Annotated in this window: 17 protein-coding genes and 1 pseudogene; 10 read left to right on the top strand and 8 right to left on the bottom strand. The window is 57.3% G+C overall.

Annotated elements, in window-relative coordinates; genetic code table 11:
* From H7698_RS25380 to H7698_RS31475, 3 genes and pseudogenes are all read right to left on the bottom strand, one after another.
* A partial coding sequence (locus H7698_RS25380) for a response regulator (protein ID WP_194693141.1) occupies positions 1-419 on the bottom strand: 419 nt, incomplete at its 3' end.
* 77 nt (positions 420-496) lie between these two features.
* A complete protein-coding gene (locus H7698_RS25375; protein WP_235992950.1) occupies positions 497-952 on the bottom strand; it encodes a hypothetical protein in 456 nt (151 codons plus the stop codon).
* 24 nt (positions 953-976) lie between these two features.
* A pseudogene (locus H7698_RS31475) lies at positions 977-1193 on the bottom strand (chemotaxis protein CheB); the annotation flags it as partial.
* 110 nt (positions 1194-1303) lie between these two features.
* Between H7698_RS31475 and H7698_RS25370 the strand changes: the two are divergent.
* From H7698_RS25370 to H7698_RS25355, 4 genes are all read left to right on the top strand, one after another.
* Entirely contained in the window at positions 1304-2908 is a 1605-nt protein-coding gene (locus H7698_RS25370) for a tetratricopeptide repeat-containing response regulator (RefSeq protein WP_194693140.1), read from the top strand.
* On the top strand, positions 2905-3597 hold the full coding sequence (locus tag H7698_RS25365; RefSeq protein ID WP_194693139.1) for a sensor histidine kinase: 693 nt from the start codon (positions 2905-2907) through the stop codon (positions 3595-3597). The genes H7698_RS25370 and H7698_RS25365 overlap by 4 nt, the downstream gene beginning before the upstream one ends.
* Positions 3598-3825: 228 nt before the next feature.
* On the top strand, positions 3826-5067 hold the full coding sequence (locus tag H7698_RS25360) for a glutamine synthetase family protein (RefSeq protein ID WP_194693152.1): 1242 nt from the start codon (positions 3826-3828) through the stop codon (positions 5065-5067).
* A 70-nt stretch (positions 5068-5137) separates the two neighbouring features.
* Positions 5138-6520 (top strand): MFS transporter, encoded by a 1383-nt coding sequence (locus tag H7698_RS25355; RefSeq protein WP_194693138.1) that lies wholly within the window; start codon positions 5138-5140, stop codon positions 6518-6520.
* A 65-nt stretch (positions 6521-6585) separates the two neighbouring features.
* Here H7698_RS25355 and H7698_RS25350 read toward each other — a convergent pair whose 3' ends face one another.
* The 4 genes from H7698_RS25350 to flgA form a co-directional block, all read right to left on the bottom strand.
* The gene (locus tag H7698_RS25350) at positions 6586-7332 is read right to left on the bottom strand and encodes a flagellar brake protein (RefSeq protein WP_162437928.1); all 747 of its coding nucleotides are present in this window, start codon (positions 7330-7332) and stop codon (positions 6586-6588) included.
* A gap of 92 nt (positions 7333-7424) precedes the next feature.
* A complete protein-coding gene (locus H7698_RS25345) occupies positions 7425-7892 on the bottom strand; it encodes a flagella synthesis protein FlgN (RefSeq protein ID WP_162437929.1) in 468 nt (155 codons plus the stop codon).
* A 48-nt stretch (positions 7893-7940) separates the two neighbouring features.
* On the bottom strand, positions 7941-8267 hold the full coding sequence (flgM, locus tag H7698_RS25340; protein WP_162437930.1) for a flagellar biosynthesis anti-sigma factor FlgM: 327 nt from the start codon (positions 8265-8267) through the stop codon (positions 7941-7943).
* A 169-nt stretch (positions 8268-8436) separates the two neighbouring features.
* A complete protein-coding gene (gene flgA / locus H7698_RS25335) occupies positions 8437-9198 on the bottom strand; it encodes a flagellar basal body P-ring formation chaperone FlgA (protein ID WP_162437931.1) in 762 nt (253 codons plus the stop codon).
* Positions 9199-9281: 83 nt separating this feature from the next.
* Here flgA and H7698_RS25330 point away from each other — a divergent pair, with 83 nt between their 5' ends.
* The 6 genes from H7698_RS25330 (at position 9282) to flgE (ending at position 14305) form a co-directional block, all read left to right on the top strand.
* A complete protein-coding gene (locus H7698_RS25330; RefSeq protein ID WP_162437932.1) occupies positions 9282-10214 on the top strand; it encodes a chemotaxis protein CheV in 933 nt (310 codons plus the stop codon).
* A 46-nt stretch (positions 10215-10260) separates the two neighbouring features.
* The gene (cheR, locus tag H7698_RS25325; protein ID WP_045061805.1) at positions 10261-11088 is read left to right on the top strand and encodes a protein-glutamate O-methyltransferase CheR; all 828 of its coding nucleotides are present in this window, start codon (positions 10261-10263) and stop codon (positions 11086-11088) included.
* 261 nt (positions 11089-11349) lie between these two features.
* Complete coding sequence (flgB, locus tag H7698_RS25320; protein ID WP_194693137.1) at positions 11350-11760, top strand: flagellar basal body rod protein FlgB; 411 nt, start codon at positions 11350-11352, stop codon at positions 11758-11760.
* A gap of 3 nt (positions 11761-11763) precedes the next feature.
* Positions 11764-12207 (top strand): flagellar basal body rod protein FlgC, encoded by a 444-nt coding sequence (gene flgC, locus H7698_RS25315; protein ID WP_007937507.1) that lies wholly within the window; start codon positions 11764-11766, stop codon positions 12205-12207.
* A 15-nt stretch (positions 12208-12222) separates the two neighbouring features.
* On the top strand, positions 12223-12948 hold the full coding sequence (flgD, locus tag H7698_RS25310; protein WP_162437934.1) for a flagellar hook assembly protein FlgD: 726 nt from the start codon (positions 12223-12225) through the stop codon (positions 12946-12948).
* A gap of 31 nt (positions 12949-12979) precedes the next feature.
* Complete coding sequence (flgE, locus tag H7698_RS25305; protein WP_194693136.1) at positions 12980-14305, top strand: flagellar hook protein FlgE; 1326 nt, start codon at positions 12980-12982, stop codon at positions 14303-14305.
* Positions 14306-14459: 154 nt separating this feature from the next.
* Here flgE and H7698_RS25300 read toward each other — a convergent pair whose 3' ends face one another.
* Positions 14460-17354, bottom strand: a complete 2895-nt coding sequence (locus H7698_RS25300; protein WP_162437936.1) for a ribonucleoside-diphosphate reductase subunit alpha — start codon at positions 17352-17354, stop codon at positions 14460-14462.
* Between the last annotated feature and the right edge of the window lie 17 nt (positions 17355-17371).

Genomic DNA, 17371 nt, shown 5'->3' with positions numbered 1-17371 from the left:
TGAAACGATGCATCGCCGATGGTAGTGTGGGGTTTCCCCATGTGAGAGTAGGTCATCGTCAAGATTAAATTCCGAAACCCCTGTTTGCTAACGCGAACAGGGGTTTTGTTTTGTCCGCAGGAAAGTGCCAATACCACAATCATTTGCCCCGACGACCTACATTGGAAAGTCAGTAACCTCTGTGCCTTACTCCATAGACCATTCATGGAGCGAAAATGATGTGGCAGCTGACGCAAAGCGCTCATCAATTCGTGACCGTTCATAACCGGCATATCCAAGTCTGAAATGATGAAGTCGAAGCGGGTACTCTTGGCCGCGTCCAGCGCCGTCACCGGACGATCGAACGCAGTCACCTGTGCATCTTCCATCTCCAGGAGCATCTTCAAGGTTTCCAGCACATCCGCAGAGTCATCGACCAACAGAATCGTTAATCCGCTCAGTCTTCCAGAGACCTCTTCAACCTGCTCCGGCGCCTCAGCGTCATACCCAGTTCGCGTCAGTGGCAAACAAACAGTAAAGGTACAACCAGTGCCCAACCCTGCTGAACTGACCTCAACCGTGCCTCGTTGCGCTCCAACGCCTCAAACGCTTCGCGATCACGGTAGAAGTTGGTCACGCCAATAAGCATATCCTCCAGCAGCGACTTGGTTTCCTCTGGATTGTCTTGAAGGTAGCGGTAGCCACTCAGGTCCGGCTGGCCGGTGACCTGCATCCGTCGTTCGATCCGGCGTAACACCGCGGCACGCTTGTAATGTTTGAAGTCATGACCGGTGCCGGTGCGCAGTTGGATCAGGATGTTGTGAAGCAGCTGCTCGGCCAGCGCCGCATCACGCTCGAACACAGTGGCAATAGCGTGAAGTTCCGGGTCGTTCGCCGTCGGCAGGCGAATTTCGCGAGAGTTGCGCCACAGTTCCAGTAGCTTTTGCGGCAGTTCTACCACCGGCAGCACCATATCGACCATCCGGGTTTCAACGGCGGCGCGAGGCATTCCATCGAATTCAGGGTCTTCCGGTGCTTGAGCGAACGTAACCCCCGTGTTCCTTGATACGCGACAAACCGACGGCGCCATCAGTGCCCGTGCCCGACAAAACGATGCAGAGCGCGCGCTCTCGGTGTACTTCGGCCAAATCGCGGAAGAACAGGTCAATGGACGCGTGGCAGAAACGCAGGATTAACCTGTTTGATCGTTGCACCTTTATATATTTAACCCGTAATTCAATGACTACCGTCTCAAGGGAATGCCACCTCAGGCCGATAACACTGACGGTCCCAGAAATATCCTTCAATTGCCTGGAAATCTTCGATGCTGTCGTATCACCAAAAGCGTTTCCTGATCGTTGATGATTTCTCGGATTTCCGCAGTTCCGTCAGGTCAATGCTGCGGGAGCTGGGCGTCAAGGATGTCGATACTGCGGACACTGGTGAGCAAGCGCTGCGCATGTGTTCGCAGAAGGCCTACGATTTTATCCTGCAGGATTTCCATCTGGGCGACGGCAAGAAGAACGGTCAACAGGTCCTCGAAGACCTCATGGTCGATAAGCTGATCAGCCATGAAAGCGTGTTCGTGATGGTCACTGCGGAAACCAGCCAGGCCATGGTGTTGAGCGCTCTGGAACACGAGCCTGACGCCTATCTGACCAAACCATTCAATCGTGCCGGACTGGCCCAGCGGCTGGAACGGCTGGTGCAGCGCAAGACCTTGCTCAAGCCGATCCTGCAAGCGCTCGATCGTGGGAAACCGATAGAAGTGCTCAACGCTTGCATCGCCTTGTGCAAGCAGGACATCCGTTACTCGCCGTTGTGCTTGCGTTATCGCGCCGACGCCCTGCGTGACCTCAATCAAAACGAAGCGCTGGAGCGTTTGTACGACGGCATCATCGCTGATCGGCCGCTGCCCTGGGCGTTTGCCGGGCTGGGCAAATTATTGTTCAAGCGCGGGCAAGTCTTACAAGCCAAGGGCGTTTATGAAAAAGCCCTGAAAGTGTTTCCGATGATGCCGGCGCTCTACGACGGCATGGCCGATGTTCTGGTTTCTGAAGGTGACACCAAGGCGGCTCAGCGGGTGCTGGAAGAGGCCGTTCGCATTTCGCCCCTGGCGGTGCGTAGGCAGGCGCAGCTGGGCAAGCTGGCGATGACCAACGAGGATTTCGATACCGCGTCCAAGGCTTACCGCCAGGCCGTGGCACAAGGTGCCCAATCGCGCTTCAAGGACGCAGAAAGCAATCTCGGCCTGGCCCACGCCTTGATCAGCAAAGGCAGTGAGAAGGGGCTTGATACGCGGACCCGTCTGGAGATCAATACAACATTGAGCGCCGTCGCCAAGGAAAACCCCGCTGATCCCGGTCTGCAGATCCGTGCGCGATTGATGAAAGCCACCAGCATGTTGATCAACGACGCGGAAACCGCCGAGAAGCTCACCGAACAAGCCATACAGCGGCTCGACGGCATGGAAAACTTCATGAGCGCCGAAGCCGCGCTGTTAGTGGCAAAGCAACTGCAAATGCTCGGGCAGCCCGAGGCCGGCGCATCCATGTTGAAAAACTGCGCGGAAATTTACGGTGACGACCCGACGGTAATGAAGGGCATCGCCAGGTTGACCGATGACCCGAACATCCTCAATGCCGGCAACGTCGCCGCTGATCTTAATCGCATAGGCGTGCGAATCTACAAAACCGGCAACCTGGTCGAAGCGCGCACGGTATTTCGCAAGGCCCTGGCACTGCAGCCGAAGAACATCAGCATCGCGCTGAACTTGGCGCAGTCATTGCTACATGGCACCGATGCCAGCGTGCCGTCCGCCGAGCTGGACGAGTGCCAGACCTGCTTGAAGATGGTTGGCTTGATGCCTGACACGGACGTGCGTTCTGCGCGTTATCAGAAACTGAAATCAAAGGCGTTCGGCGGATGAACCAAGACGACCCGGCACTGGACTTTTCCACGGTGATTGCTTCAACCGTACACGACATGAAGAACTCACTGGCCATGGTGATGCAGGCCCACAACCAATGGTTGGCCCGTTTTCCCGACCCTGTTCGGCAGTCGCCGGAGCAGGGGGTGATCGAGTTCGAGTTTGCGCACCTCAACGCAATGCTGGTGCAGTTGCTGGGGCTGTACAAACTCGGTGTCAACCAGATGCCGTTGCAGCCGGCTTACCATGAACTGGACGATTTCATCGAGGCGCAACTGGCGTGTCACCAGGACGTATTCGTCAGTCGCTCGATCATGGCGACCTATGAAGTCGACCCGTTGAGCCCGCTGGGTTTCTTTGACCGAGAGCTGATCGCCACAGTGCTTGGCAACTGCATCAACAATGCGATTCGTTACGCGCGGCATGCTGTGTTGGTCAGCGCCAGCGATGTCGCCGGGCAGTTAGTCATCACCGTCAATGACGATGGCGAAGGTTATTCCGCTGAAATGCTCGAGCGTCAGGCGGATTACGTGCAGGGCATCAACCACACCACGGGCAGTACGGGGTTGGGCTTGTACTTCGCCGGGCGTATTGCTGCGTTGCACCAGCGCAATGGTGTGGGTGGTCGTACCGAAATCAGCAATGGCGGCCCACTGGGCGGCGCGGTGTTCAGTCTTTATCTCCCGTGAGAAGTACGGCCCGGCAGGCGCTATTGAAGGCTACATTTTTTTGAGCGCTGCTTGATATTCCGAACACGCGGAGCCTATTTTGTACGGGTCGCCGTTCGCGGCTCGCACAATAACAAGGATAGCGTCATGACAACCCAGGGCCAGGGCTCACTCGCACAGCGATTGACGGGCATTGATGAGATTGAGTGTGTCACACCGGATTTGAATGGCGTACCCCGTGGCAAGGTGATGACCGCCGAGGGTTTTCTCGAAGGCCGCCGTTTGCAACTGGCGCGCGGTGTGCTGCTGCAGTGCATCATGGGCGGATACCCGCCGGCACGCTTTTATGGCAGTGATGATGGCGATCTCGCGCTGGTGCCTGATTCTTCGCAGGTCTATCGCTTGCCGTGGAGCAAGCAACCACGAGCCTTCGCCATTTGCGATGCGGACGAACTCACCGGCGAAAGCTCGAATCTATCGACCCGCGGCCAGCTTAAAGCGGTCATTGCCCGCTACACCGCCCTCGGTCTGGCGCCCGTCGTGGCGACCGAGCTGGAATTTTTCATATTTGCGCCCAACACCGACCCCACTCAACCCTTCCAGCCACCAATCGGCCTGGACGGTCGACGTGAAGACGGGCAGTCGGCGTTCAGTGTCAGTTCCAACAACGGCTTGCGGCCCTTCTTCAATGAGGTCTATGAATGCATGGCAGCGCTTGGCCTGCCGCGCGATACGTTCATGCACGAAATGGGCGTCAGCCAGTTCGAGATCAACCTGCTGCATGGCGATCCGCTGCTGCTGGCCGACCAGACGTTCCTGTTCAAGCATCTGCTTAAAGAAGTGGCCCTCAAACATGGCCTGACCGCAGTCTGCATGGCCAAGCCGTTGGCGCACACGCCGGGTAGTTCGATGCATATTCACCAGAGCATCGTCGAGATCGACACGGGAAATAACGTGTTCAGCGACAAGGCTGGCGAACCGACCCCGATCTTTCGTCATTTCATCGCCGGTCAGCAGGCCGGCATGGCCGATTTCACCGCGCTGTTCGCGCCAAATGTGAACTCCTACCAGCGCTTGTGCCATCCCTTCGCATCGCCGAACAATGCTTGCTGGTCCCACGACAACCGAGCCGCCGGGTTGCGCATCCCGGCCAGTTCGCCGGTCGCTCGTCGGGTTGAAAACCGTTTGCCAGGGGCTGACGCCAATCCCTATCTAGCGATTGCGGCCAGCCTGGCAGCCGGGTTATATGGCATTGAAAACACATTGGAGCCCAGTGAGCCAATACAGGGTGAATTCGAGGTGCCGGACAATCTTTCATTGCCGTGTACCTTGCATGCCGCTCTTGAGCGTCTGAAACGTAGCCAATTGGCGAAGGAACTGTTTGGCAAGGAGTTCATCGAAGGCTACATCGCTTCGAAGTCCATGGAGTTGACCAGCTTCTATGATGAAATTACTCCCTGGGAGCGACGTGTTCTGGCAGCCCAGGCCTGACGAATCATCGTCATCGGGCTATCTTTTCGGATAGTCCGACACTTACTGCAAGGAGCCGCTCGGAACGCCGATGCGCCAAATCTGGAAATCCTTTCGAGCGTTGTATTTCGCTTCGCTGATGATGTTGATCGGCTCGGGCTTGTTGAGTACCTACCTGGCCTTGCGCCTGGCAGCCGACAACGTCGACAGTTTGTGGGTCGGTGCCTTGATGGCGGCCAACTACTTCGGCCTGGTGCTGGGTGGGAAGATCGGTCACCGATTGATTGCCCGTGTCGGGCATATTCGGGCTTACGCAGCGTGTGCCGGTATCGTCGGCGCGGCCGTGTTGGGACACGGATTGGTCGACTGGCTGCCCGCCTGGCTGTTCCTGCGGGTCATCGTCGGTTTGGGCATGATGTGCCAGTACATGGTCATCGAAAGCTGGCTTAACGAACAGGCCGAAGCCAAGCAACGCGGCCTGGTGTTCAGCGGCTACATGATCGCCTCGTACCTTGGCCTGGTATTGGGTCAGTTGATTCTGGTCATGCACCCGGCGCTCGGCCTCGAGCTGCTGATGCTGGTCGCCTTGTGTTTTGCGCTGTGCCTGGTGCCGGTGGCCTTGACCCGACGGATTCACCCTGCACCCTTGCACCCTGCGCCGATGGAACCACGGTTCTTTATCAAGCGCGTACCGCAGTCGTTAAGTACGGTGCTGGGGGCGGGGCTGATTGTGGGTTCGTTCTATGGTCTGGCGCCGCTGTATGCCTCCCAGCAAGGACTGTCTACCGAGCAAGTGGGCTTGTTCATGGGTAGCTGCATTTTTGCTGGCCTGCTGGTGCAGTGGCCGTTGGGATGGTTGTCCGACCGTTATGATCGGGCGCTGTTGATCCGTTGCTTCGCGTTCAGCCTGGCGGTGGCTGCATTGCCGCTGGCGATCATGAAGCAGGTGCCGCTGGAAGTGCTGTTTATCACCGGTTTCTTCTGCTCCCTGGTGCAATTTTGCCTGTATCCCTTGGCAGTGGCTTTTTCCAACGACCACGTCGAAGGCGATCGCCGGGTGTCTCTGACAGCGATGCTACTGGTGACCTACGGCGTAGGTGCCAGTATCGGGCCGTTGGTTGCCGGGGTTCTGATGAAGCTGTTCGGCAGTCAGATGCTCTACGCGTTCTTCAGCTTCTTCGCGTTGGTACTGGTCTGGCGGATTCGTCCGAAAGCCGTCACCAACCTGCATCAGGTGGACGATGCGCCGCTGCATCACGTGGCCATGCCGGACAGCATGTCGAGTTCGCCATTGGTAGCGGCCCTTGACCCTCGAGTTGATGAGCAGGTGGTGCAGGATCAGATGCAGAACCCGATCACACCAGAGCCGGAACCGGAACCAGAATCAGAGCCGCAAGAAAAACCTGAGACCGACCCGTCGCCGCCAGACCCTGACGAAGGCCGCGAGCAGAGCTTCACCGAAGCCAGGCCCTGAGATTCACGCACAAAAAAAACGGGCAGTCCCCAAAAGGACTGCCCGTTTTTTATTGAAGCATTAACTCAGAGGTCGTCTTTGTCGAAACGCCGTGCTTCGCGCTGAAGCTGATAGACGAATCTTTCGACCTGACGCTGCACCAGCCCGCTCATGTTATGAAAGCGAACACCGGCGAAGGTGGTGGAAATCTTTTCTTCGAAATGCAGGTAACGCAGTTCGACGGGGGCCGTCATTTTGCCGAAGGGCAGGGCGGCAGCAAATCGGTCGTAGACCTGCCCCAGTTGCAGGCTCGAGCTGATATCGCCGTCGAAGCGCAATTTGCAGCCAGTAGCAGAGATGTCCAGCAGCTTTCCGCTGATCGGTGCCTTGAGCTTTTCACCGTCCAGATCGACGCTAACCAGCTGTGCCAGTTTAAGAGCGGCGCGGAATGCGTTACGGCGCTGGTGATAAACCACTTCGTCGGGCATCGGACCGTGATAGCAGCGAGTGCCACCCGTTTCGTCGATGGTCAGCGCGCCATTGCTTTCCCAGGCGATGCGAACACCATCGTGGAAGCCTTCGACCTTGAACGGTTCGCCGGCGAGCAGGAAGCGTTCACCGTCCCGTGGAATCATTTCGTCAAGCGAGATCGTGCCGCTGTCACGGTCAATACCCACCAGATAGCTCTGGAAGCGCTGGCTGCGCTCATGGAACGTAATGATCAGAGGGTCGTGGCTGTCTTGCAGCTGACGTAGGGTGCCGGAGATCTCAAGGGGCGTTGCGAGCACCTTGGGTGGCTGCGGAGCATCTTCCGCGCTTGAGGCATTGAACACGGTTCATCAATCTCCAGACAAAATTTGACTGCGGCTAGCCAGCATTTTGCCAGCATGTTTCTCGTCTTGATAGTGCGGGCTCATCGGCGGGTTCAAGCCTGACTGAGAGGCCCCCGCTTCGCGAGTACAGAGGTCGATCCGCGGGCGTCATAAAGCGCTGGTGTGTCGCCGCCGTGGAGGATTTTCAGCTGGGTCGCCGTGGCAGCCTGTTGCATCATGATGGACTGGCCATTGCTGACGTTGGTGCTCTGGCACTGGGCCAGTAGATCGGTGAGAACATCACTCTGAGCCAGCAACTGATCGCCAATGCTCGATTGGGCGGCCAATTGCTCCAGACCCTGGCGATTGATCGGCAGGTTGAGGCTGGCGAGGATCGCACTGCGCTTGCGGCCATGCTGTTCAAGCAAAATGATCAATGCCTGCTTCTGCGCCAGAATGTCTTCGAGCAGTCGCATGTCGCGACCATGCAACGCGATGGCCTCGGTTTGCAATAACTCGAGCAATTGTTGCGCTGGAGCAAAGTCGTCGATGATCAGTTGCAGTAAATTAGTATCGTGCATGGCTGGCCTTGGGTTTTAAGCGTCCAAAAGCCTCGCGCAGACCGGAGCCTAGCGCTGGGCTTCGAAGTTGAGCAGTTTGCTGGCTACACGGTTGCTGTCGACTTTATAGCTGCCATCGGCAATCGCTGCTTTCAACTCTGCCACGCGGGCATTATCGACAGCGGGCTGATCGCGCAGCTTGTCAGTGACCTTTTGCAACTGCTGAGCCTCATTGCTGAGGTGTACCGATTCCCCGCTTTTGACGGTAGTGGCCTCTGCGGCCGGGGTATTCAGCGGCGCGGACTTGGCGGCTTCTGCCGTGTCCTTGCTGGCGCTGGTACGTGTACTGCCCGTAAGTGACGAGGAGCTGTTTAGACGGCTGAAATCGATGACCATGATCAAAAAACCTCTGGGTATTTGGACGCTTGCCATGTTTTCGGCCAAACCCTGGAAAACTTTAGACTCATTTATCAATGAGCTTGCGCGCGTCAGCACTTGCCCTGGATGAGTCACAGTTTAGGGAACAGTCGAGCGGTGCGCCATCTAAACACCAATACCCGAGGTACTACATGGCGACTTCCACCTGGCCGGGCGCGATAACTTGCGCCTTGATGACCCGCTGGGAATTCAGGTTTTTTACGCGTATCTGGTCTCGCAAACCACCGTTGGACAGCGCTTCTCCCGGCATGCGCACGCTGAGTGTGCCGCTACGGGCGGTAATCACCACCTGATCGCCCTTGGTGATGACTTCCGCCTGCTCGATGTTCACCAGAGTGATCAGCTGATCGGCGACCATTGGTCGGGTCAGTTTTTGCCCGATCGCCTGATCCAGCGAAGTGAGGTAGCCCTGGCTGATCAAGCTGATATCACGCTCGCGCAGGATCACATCGTCGGGTTCGACAACACCGAGGCGACGTAGCGGTCGGGTGGTGGTGACGACGTCGCGGAACAGCCGGACTTGAGCGGGTACGAACACGGTCCAGGGAGCGGCGCCCTCGCAGCGAACCTTCACCGTAACGCGCCCCAGTGGCTTGGCCGGACTCTCCAGGCTCGCTGTCAATTCCTTGTCGCACATTGGCATGCGCAGACGCGGATCGAGCTGGCTGACCTGGATCTCATAACGACCTTCAGTTTGACTGGTCGCCAAATAGTCTTCTACGGTGAATTCAAGAAAGCCCTGGGTGACGCCGATAAGCATGTCAGGCAAGGTAACCGCATCAGCAAGGGCAGGGCTGCCAGCGTTGAACAGGCAAACGGCCGACATCGCGCAAAGCGATTTGCGAAAGTTTGAGGTCAGGCGTCGGAAAAATGTCGGTTCTGTGTTCATACGAGTTAAAAAGCAAGCGCCGTGCCGTTTAGCAATGAATGTGCGTCGCAACACACTGAAGCGTTGGTAGTAGGAGTCTGGGCATGGCTGGTGTAATGGATTCAGTAAACCAGCGCACGCAACTGGTAGGGCAGAATCGCCTGGAGCTGTTGTTGTTCCGTCTTGACGGTCCGCAGCTCTATGGGATCAACGTATTCAAGGTTCGCGAGGTGCTGCAATGCCCCAAGCTGACCGTGATGCCCAAGTCCAATCCTGTCGTGTGCGGTGTGGCGAGTATTCGGGGGGCGACCATTCCGATTATGGATCTGGCAATGGCGACCGGTTCAGGTCGATTGCTGGATCAGAGCAATCCGTTCGTGATCATCACGGAGTACAACACCAAGACCCAGGGTTTCCTGGTGCGCTCGGTGGAACGCATCGTCAACATGAACTGGGAGGAGATCCATCCGCCGCCCAAGGGCACTGGACGCGATCACTACCTCACGGCAGTGACCCGCGTTGACAATCAGCTAGTCGAAATCATCGACGTCGAGAAAGTCCTGGCGGAAGTGGCGCCGACACCGGAAGCGATTTCCGTGGGCGTCGTGGATGTCGAAACCCAGCACAAGGCGCTGTCCCTGCGCGTGCTGACGGTCGACGACTCGTCGGTGGCACGCAAGCAGGTCTCGCGTTGTCTACAAACGGTCGGCGTCGAAGTGGTGGCGCTGAACGACGGTCGGCAAGCGCTGGATTACCTGCGCAAGTTGGTCGATGAAGGTAAAAAGCCGGAAGAAGAGTTCCTGATGATGATTTCCGACATCGAGATGCCGGAAATGGACGGGTACACCCTCACCGCCGAGATCCGCAGTGACCCTCGCATGCAAAAGCTTCATATCATCCTGCATACTTCGTTGTCGGGGGTGTTCAATCAGGCGATGGTCAAGAAAGTCGGTGCCGATGACTTCCTTGCCAAATTCCGCCCTGATGACCTGGCATCCCGGGTAGTCGACCGGATCAAAGCAGCAGATATCAGCTAGGGGCCTTTTGTCCCTGGCGGTCAACACGAGTTAAGAGGCGGCATCATTGTCTACGGGTAATTTGGATTTCGAACAGTTCCGGGTATTCCTGGAAAAAGCCTGTGGCATTTTGCTTGGTGAAAACAAGCAGTACCTGGTATCGAGCCGTCTCAACAAACTGATGGAGCAGCAAGGCATCAAGTCCCTGGGTGAGCTGGTCCAGCGCATCCAGACCCAGCCGCGCAGTGGTTTGCGCGAGATGGTGGTTGATGCCATGACGACCAACGAAACCCTGTGGTTTCGTGACACCTATCCGTTTGAAGTCTTGAAGAACAAGGTACTGCCGGAAGCGATCAAGGCGGCGCCCGGCCAGCGCCTGCGAATCTGGTCGGCCGCGTGCTCGTCGGGTCAGGAACCGTATTCGCTGTCGATGTCGATCGATGAGTTCGAGCGGGTCAACCTGGGGCAATTGAAGATGGGTGTGCAGATCGTTGCCACTGATCTTTCCGGCACCATGCTGACCAACTGCAAGACTGGCGAGTACGACAGCCTGGCAATCGGTCGTGGTCTTTCGCCCGAGCGTCTGCAGCGTTATTTCGATCCCAAGGGACCGGGACGCTGGGCCATCAAGGCGCCGATCAAGAGTCGGGTGGAGTTTCGCTCGTTCAATCTGCTGGACAGTTACGCGGCGCTTGGCAAGTTCGACATCGTGTTCTGTCGCAACGTGTTGATCTACTTCTCCGCCGAGGTGAAGAAAGACATCCTGTTGCGCATCCATAGCACGTTGAAACCGGGGGGCTATCTGTTCCTCGGCGCTTCCGAAGCGCTGAATGGATTGCCGGATCATTACCAGATGGTCCAGTGCAGCCCAGGGATCATTTACCAGGCGAAGTGATGCAATTGCGGCAGACATAAAAAAGGGAGTCCTCAGGGGCTCCCTTTTTTATGTCTGCCGCAATTGCAGCTCCTACACGGATAGGTGTTGTCCTTGGAAAGCGGCAGAAAAGCGGCAGGCGGCGGAAGTCGATTGCCGCTTTTCTGTCATTGCCACCCTTGCCACTGCCCGCAAACCCACTGTTTGCGGGGTTTTTCCGATTGGCACGCGGCTTGCTAAGTTCACCGTACGAAAAATCAGGTCACCCGAAGGTTTCCCGACATGAGCATCAGCTTCGATAAAGCGCTCGGTATTCACCAACAGGCTCTCAACTTCCGCGCACAGCGTGCCGAAGTCCTGGCCAACAACATCGCCAACGCGGACACCCCGAACTACAAGGCTCGGGATCTGGACTTCTCGAAGGTGCTTGCCGAACAGAGCGAGAAAACCAAGAGCGGCGGCGGTTTCGCGCTGAACATGACCAACAGCCGTCATATCGAGGCCCAAGGCTTGGACAGCGGTGACGAGTCATTGCTGTATCGCACGCCGATGCAACCGTCGATTGATCAGAACACCGTGGACGCCCAGCTGGAACAGTCGAACTACGCGGAAAACTCCGTCAACTTCCAGGCCAGCTTCACCTTGCTCAACAGTAAATTCAAAGGGCTGATTTCAGCCCTGCGCGGAGAGTAATTCATGTCCCTGTCCAGTGTTTTCAACATTGCCGGTAGCGGCATGAGTGCCCAGACCACTCGCCTGAACACCGTCGCCAGTAACATCGCCAACGCCGAGACCGTCTCGTCGAGCATCGATCAAACCTACCGCGCGCGTCATCCGGTGTTCGCCACCATGTTCCAGGGTGGCCAGAGCGGCGGCAGCGATTCGCTGTTCCAGAATCAGGACGCGGCGGGTCAGGGTGTGCAAGTGCTGGGTGTGGTCGAAGACCAGAGCAACCTGGAGGCTCGCTACGAGCCGAACCATCCGGCTGCTGATGCCAAGGGCTATGTCTACTACCCGAACGTCAACGTCGTGGAGGAAATGGCCGACATGATTTCCGCGAGCCGGTCCTTTCAGACCAACGCCGAAATGATGAACACGGCCAAAACCATGATGCAGAAGGTCCTGACTCTCGGTCAGTGATAAGGGGCGACTCAGATGAGTGTTACCGATACGACAAGCGGTTTGAGCCTCAACGACATCCTGGCCAACTCCTCGATCAAGAACACCTCCACCACCAGTGATGGCCTGGCGTCGGCAACCAATAGCGCTGCCGGCAAAAAAGCCCTGGGCAAAGACGCGTTCCTGCAGTTGCTGGTGACCCAGCTGAAAAACCAGAATCCGCTCGAACCGCAGGACAACGGCGAGTTCGTCGCCCAATTGGCGCAGTTCAGCAGTCTGGAAGGCATCACCACACTCAACGATACGGTGAGTGGCATTGCCGGTAACTACAACTCGTCGCAGGCTTTGCAGGCCTCGTCGCTTGTGGGGCGTTCCGTGATCGCGCCTAGCGATAAAGCGGTTGTCGATACCTCCAAGAGCATGACCGGTACCGTGGCCATTCCGGGCTCTGTCCCTGCGGTCGCGCTGAAGATTTCCGACAAGGACGGCAAGGTCGTCCGCACCATCGACATGGGCAGCCAGACTGCCGGCAATGCCAGCTTTATCTGGGACGGAAAAGACAGCGCGGGTAATACGGTCGAGTCGGGTACTTACACCTTCGCGGCGACGGCCACCATCGACAGCCAGGCTGTATCGCTGGTCACCAACCTGCCAGCGACGGTCAACAGCGTGACCATCAGCCAGACGGGCGGTGAGTTGATGCTCAACCTCGCCGGGCTGGGCAGCATCGCCCTGTCCAAAGTACAAACCATTGGTATGTAAAGCCGACTAACCCGGCATAAAGGAGTGAAACATGTCTTTCAATATCGGCCTTAGCGGTCTCTTTGCAGCCAACAAACAACTGGACGTGACCGGCAACAACATCGCCAACGTCGCGACCACCGGTTTCAAATCGTCCCGTGCGGAATTCGAAGACGTCTACTCGGCCACCAAGCTGGGTACCGGAAGCAAGGTCGTCGGCAGCGGTGTGCGCCTGGCCAACGTTTCCCAGCAATTCACCCAGGGCGATATCAGCAGCACCGGTAACGTACTGGACATGGGCATCAACGGCTCCGGTTTCTTCGTGCTCAATAACAGCGGTTCGCTGTCCTACACCCGCGCCGGTACGTTCAAGGTCGACAAGGACGGTTATGTCACCAACACCGACGGCACTTCCCGGCTGCAGGGCTACGGTGTGGATGCCAGCGGCAAGATCCAGAACGGTATGTTGACCGACCTGCGTATCGACACCTCCAACCTGGCTCCGAAGTCGAGTAGCGCGGTGTCGTCGACGATTAACCTGAACTCCACGGATAAGGTCATTGACCAGACCGTTGCCACCAACAAATTCGATCCAACCAAGTCTGAGACCTATAGCAAGCAATTCAATACGCCGATCTACGACAGCCAGGGCAACCAGCACGAGATGAATCAGTACATGGTGAAAACCAGTGCTAACACGTGGGATACCTACACGCTGATCGATGGACGCAACATGGACGGCAGCCTGCCGACCAACCCGGTTCCTTCGACCATGACATTTGACTCGGCTGGCAAACTAACCCAAATCAGCACGCCAGTGACTCCGCCGACGACTCCGCCGACTTCGACCATCAGCAATGAGCTGAAGGTGACCAACTGGGTTCCAGGTACTGTGACCGACGGCGTGTGGAAGGCCAACGGCGCCAGCTCCAACCCGGATGGCGTGACCATCGCCATGGGCAACACCACCCAATACAACGCCGACACCGCACGTTCGATTCCGGTACAGAACGGCTACGCCACTGGCCAGATCACCAACCTGACCATTGATGGCAGCGGCGTACTGCTGGCGAATTTCAGTAATTACCAAACCAAGCCGATCGGCCAGATATCGTTGGCCAGCTTTACCAATGAACAAGGCCTGCAAGCGGTCGGTGGCACTGCCTGGAAAGAAACCTACTCATCGGGTATTCCGGGCTACGACTCGCCGGAAACCGGTAGCCTGGGTACGATCCGCTCCAATTCCCTGGAAGAGTCCAACGTCAACGTGACCAATGAACTGGTCGACCTGATCAAGGCGCAGAGTAACTACCAGGCGAACGCGAAGACCATCTCCACCCAGAGCACCATCATGCAGACCATCATTCAGATGACCTGATGCTGGTTGGGTTGTAGCGTTAAATAAAAACCCCTCGGAAGAGGGGTTTTTCATACCTGTACGTATATCAAGATCTTCTGATGTTTAAAGACCTGAAAAAGAAAACCCCCGACACGCCTGAGGCCTGTCGGGGGTTTCGTTTTACCGGCTCAGCTTATTGGCAAGCTTCGCAATCCGGCTCGTCGATGGCGCAAGCCTTCGGCACTGGAGCTGGACCGGCTGGAGCTGCCAGAACCGAATCTTCACCGTGGTTGCCGCCGCTCGAAACAGCGTTCAGCTTGCCCGTGTTGATGGTCGACTTCTCGGTGCTGGTCGCTGCCAGGGCACGGAGGTAGTAAGTGGTTTTCAGACCACGGTACCAAGCCATGCGGTAGGTGACGTCGAGCTTCTTGCCCGAAGCGCCAGCGATGTACAGGTTCAGCGACTGAGCCTGGTCGATCCACTTCTGACGACGGCTTGCCGCGTCAACGATCCACTTGGTGTCCACTTCGAACGCCGTTGCATAGAGCTCTTTGAGTTCTTGCGGGATACGCTCGATCTGCTGCACCGAACCATCGTAGTACTTCAGGTCGTTGATCATGACCGAATCCCACAGACCGCGAGCCTTCAGGTCGCGAACCAGGTACGGGTTGATCACGGTGAATTCGCCCGACAGGTTCGATTTCACGTAGAGGTTCTGGTAGGTCGGTTCGATCGACTGCGAGACGCCAGTGATGTTGGCGATGGTCGCGGTCGGCGCGATGGCCATGATGTTGGAGTTACGAATGCCTTTCTGTACACGGGCGCGAACCGGTGCCCAGTCCAGGGATTCGTTCAGGTCAACGTCGATGTACTTCTGGCCACGTTGCTCGATCAGGATCTGTTGCGAATCCAGCGGCAGGATGCCCTTGGACCACAGCGAACCCTGGAACGTCTCGTAGGCACCGCGCTCGTCAGCCAGGTCGCAGGAAGCCTGGATCGCGTAGTAGCTGACCGCTTCCATCGACTTGTCGGCGAACTCGACGGCAGCGTCGGAACCGTAAGGAATATGCTGCAGGTACAGCGCGTCCTGGAAGCCCATGATGCCCAGACCGACTGGACGGTGCCTGAAGTTGGAGTTCTTCGCTTGTGGCACCGAGTAGTAGTTGATGTCGATAACGTTATCGAGCATGCGAACGGCAGTGTTTACGGTGCGTTCCAGCTTGGCGGTGTCCAGCTTGCCGTTGACAATGTGGTTCGGCAGGTTGATCGAGCCCAGGTTGCAAACGGCGATCTCGTCCTTGTTGGTGTTCAAGGTGATCTCGGTGCACAGGTTCGAGCTGTGAACCACGCCCACGTGCTGCTGCGGGCTGCGCAGGTTGCAAGGGTCTTTGAAGGTCAGCCAAGGGTGGCCGGTTTCAAACAGCATGGACAGCATTTTGCGCCACAGGTCTTTGGCCTGAATGGTCTTGAACAGCTTGATCTTGCCCGGGTACTCGGACAGGGCTTCGTAGTACTCGTAACGCTCTTCGAAAGCCTTGCCGGTCAGGTCGTGCAGGTCCGGTACTTCGGATGGCGAGAACAGGGTCCATTTGCCGTCATCGAAGACGCGCTTCATGAACAGGTCAGGAATCCAGTTGGCAGTGTTCATGTCGTGGGTACGACGACGATCATCACCGGTGTTCTTGCGCAGCTCGATGAACTCTTCGATGTCCATGTGCCAGGTTTCCAGGTAGGCACAGACAGCGCCTTTGCGCTTGCCACCCTGGTTAACGGCAACGGCGGTGTCGTTCACGACTTTCAGGAACGGAACGACGCCCTGGGATTTGCCGTTGGTGCCCTTGATGTAAGAGCCCAGTGCACGAACCGGTGTCCAGTCGTTGCCCAGGCCGCCTGCAAATTTCGACAACATGGCATTGTCGTGAATCGCGTGGTAGATGCCCGACAGGTCATCCGGCACGGTGGTCAGGTAGCAGCTCGACAGCTGTGGACGCAGGGTACCGGCGTTGAACAGGGTCGGAGTCGACGACATGTAGTCGAAGGACGACAACAGGTTGTAGAACTCGATCGCACGGTCTTCTTTGTTCTTTTCTTCGATGGCCAGGCCCATGGCCACGCGCATGAAGAAAATCTGCGGCAGTTCGAAGCGGATACCGTCCTTGTGGATGAAGTAACGGTCGTACAGGGTTTGCAGGCCCAGGTACGTGAACTGCTGATCGCGCTCGTGGTTGATTGCCTTGCCGAGTTTTTCCAGGTCGAAGGTGGCCAGGACCGGGTTCAGCAATTCGAATTCGATACCCTTGGCGATGTAGGCAGGCAGGGCCTTGGCGTACAGGTCGACCATCTCGTGGTGGGTCGCGCTTTCTGCAACGTTCAGGAAGCTCAGGCCTTCGGCACGCAGGGTGTCCATCAACAGGCGAGCGGTCACGAACGAGTAGTTGGGTTCACGCTCGACCAGCGTACGGGCGGTCATCACCAGGGCGGTGTTGACGTCGGTCAGGGCCACGCCGTCGTACAGGTTTTTCAGGGTTTCGCGCTGGATCAGGTCGCCGTCGACTTCTTCCAGGCCTTCGCACGCTTCGGTGACGATGGTGTTCAGACGACCCATGTCCAACGGAGCAAAGGTGCCATCGGCGCGGGTGATGCGGATCGACGGGTGAGCGTTGACCGCTTCCTCGGCCGGCGCATGGGCAGCGCGTTCTTTCGAACGACCATCACGGTAGATCACGTAGTCGCGGGCAACTTTCTGCTCGCCGGCACGCATCAGGGCCAGTTCAACCTGGTCCTGGATTTCTTCGATGTGGATCGTGCCGCCGGAAGGCATGCGACGCTTAAAGGTCGCGGTGACCTGCTCGGTCAGGCGGGCAACGGTGTCGTGAATTCGCGACGAAGCGGCAGCGGTACCGCCTTCAACTGCGAGAAACGCTTTGGTGATAGCGACGGTGATCTTGTCATCGGTATAAGGAACGACAGTGCCGTTACGCTTGATCACGCGCAGTTGGCCAGGCGCGGTGGCGGACAGATCCGAATTCGAATCAGCGGCCTGCGGCAAGGTGCCCTGCGGGTTCTCGCGAGTTGTGTCGGTTTGCATGGGGGGTTGTCTCCACA

This window comes from Pseudomonas sp. p50(2008) (assembly GCF_015351605.1).
Classification (GTDB): domain Bacteria; phylum Pseudomonadota; class Gammaproteobacteria; order Pseudomonadales; family Pseudomonadaceae; genus Aquipseudomonas.
This window is presented reverse-complemented; position numbering and strand designations above follow the sequence as displayed.

Bases quoted from the DNA above. Each gene is read 5' to 3' on its own strand.
- flgB (WP_194693137.1), top strand. From the start codon at position 11,350: ATGAGCATCAGCTTCGATAAAGCGCTCGGTATTCACCAACAGGCTCTC.
- H7698_RS25330 (WP_162437932.1), top strand. From the start codon at position 9,282: ATGGCTGGTGTAATGGATTCAGTAAACCAGCGCACGCAACTGGTAGGG.
- H7698_RS25360 (WP_194693152.1), top strand. From the start codon at position 3,826: ATGACCGCCGAGGGTTTTCTCGAAGGCCGCCGTTTGCAACTGGCGCGC.
- flgA (WP_162437931.1), bottom strand. From the start codon at position 9,198: ATGAACACAGAACCGACATTTTTCCGACGCCTGACCTCAAACTTTCGC.
- flgD (WP_162437934.1), top strand. From the start codon at position 12,223: ATGAGTGTTACCGATACGACAAGCGGTTTGAGCCTCAACGACATCCTG.
- H7698_RS25345 (WP_162437929.1), bottom strand. From the start codon at position 7,892: ATGCACGATACTAATTTACTGCAACTGATCATCGACGACTTTGCTCCA.
- H7698_RS25375 (WP_235992950.1), bottom strand. From the start codon at position 952: ATGGTGCTGCCGGTGGTAGAACTGCCGCAAAAGCTACTGGAACTGTGG.
- H7698_RS25365 (WP_194693139.1), top strand. From the start codon at position 2,905: ATGAACCAAGACGACCCGGCACTGGACTTTTCCACGGTGATTGCTTCA.
- H7698_RS25370 (WP_194693140.1), top strand. From the start codon at position 1,304: ATGCTGTCGTATCACCAAAAGCGTTTCCTGATCGTTGATGATTTCTCG.
- flgM (WP_162437930.1), bottom strand. From the start codon at position 8,267: ATGGTCATCGATTTCAGCCGTCTAAACAGCTCCTCGTCACTTACGGGC.
- flgE (WP_194693136.1), top strand. From the start codon at position 12,980: ATGTCTTTCAATATCGGCCTTAGCGGTCTCTTTGCAGCCAACAAACAA.
- H7698_RS25355 (WP_194693138.1), top strand. From the start codon at position 5,138: ATGCGCCAAATCTGGAAATCCTTTCGAGCGTTGTATTTCGCTTCGCTG.
- flgC (WP_007937507.1), top strand. From the start codon at position 11,764: ATGTCCCTGTCCAGTGTTTTCAACATTGCCGGTAGCGGCATGAGTGCC.
- H7698_RS25300 (WP_162437936.1), bottom strand. From the start codon at position 17,354: ATGCAAACCGACACAACTCGCGAGAACCCGCAGGGCACCTTGCCGCAG.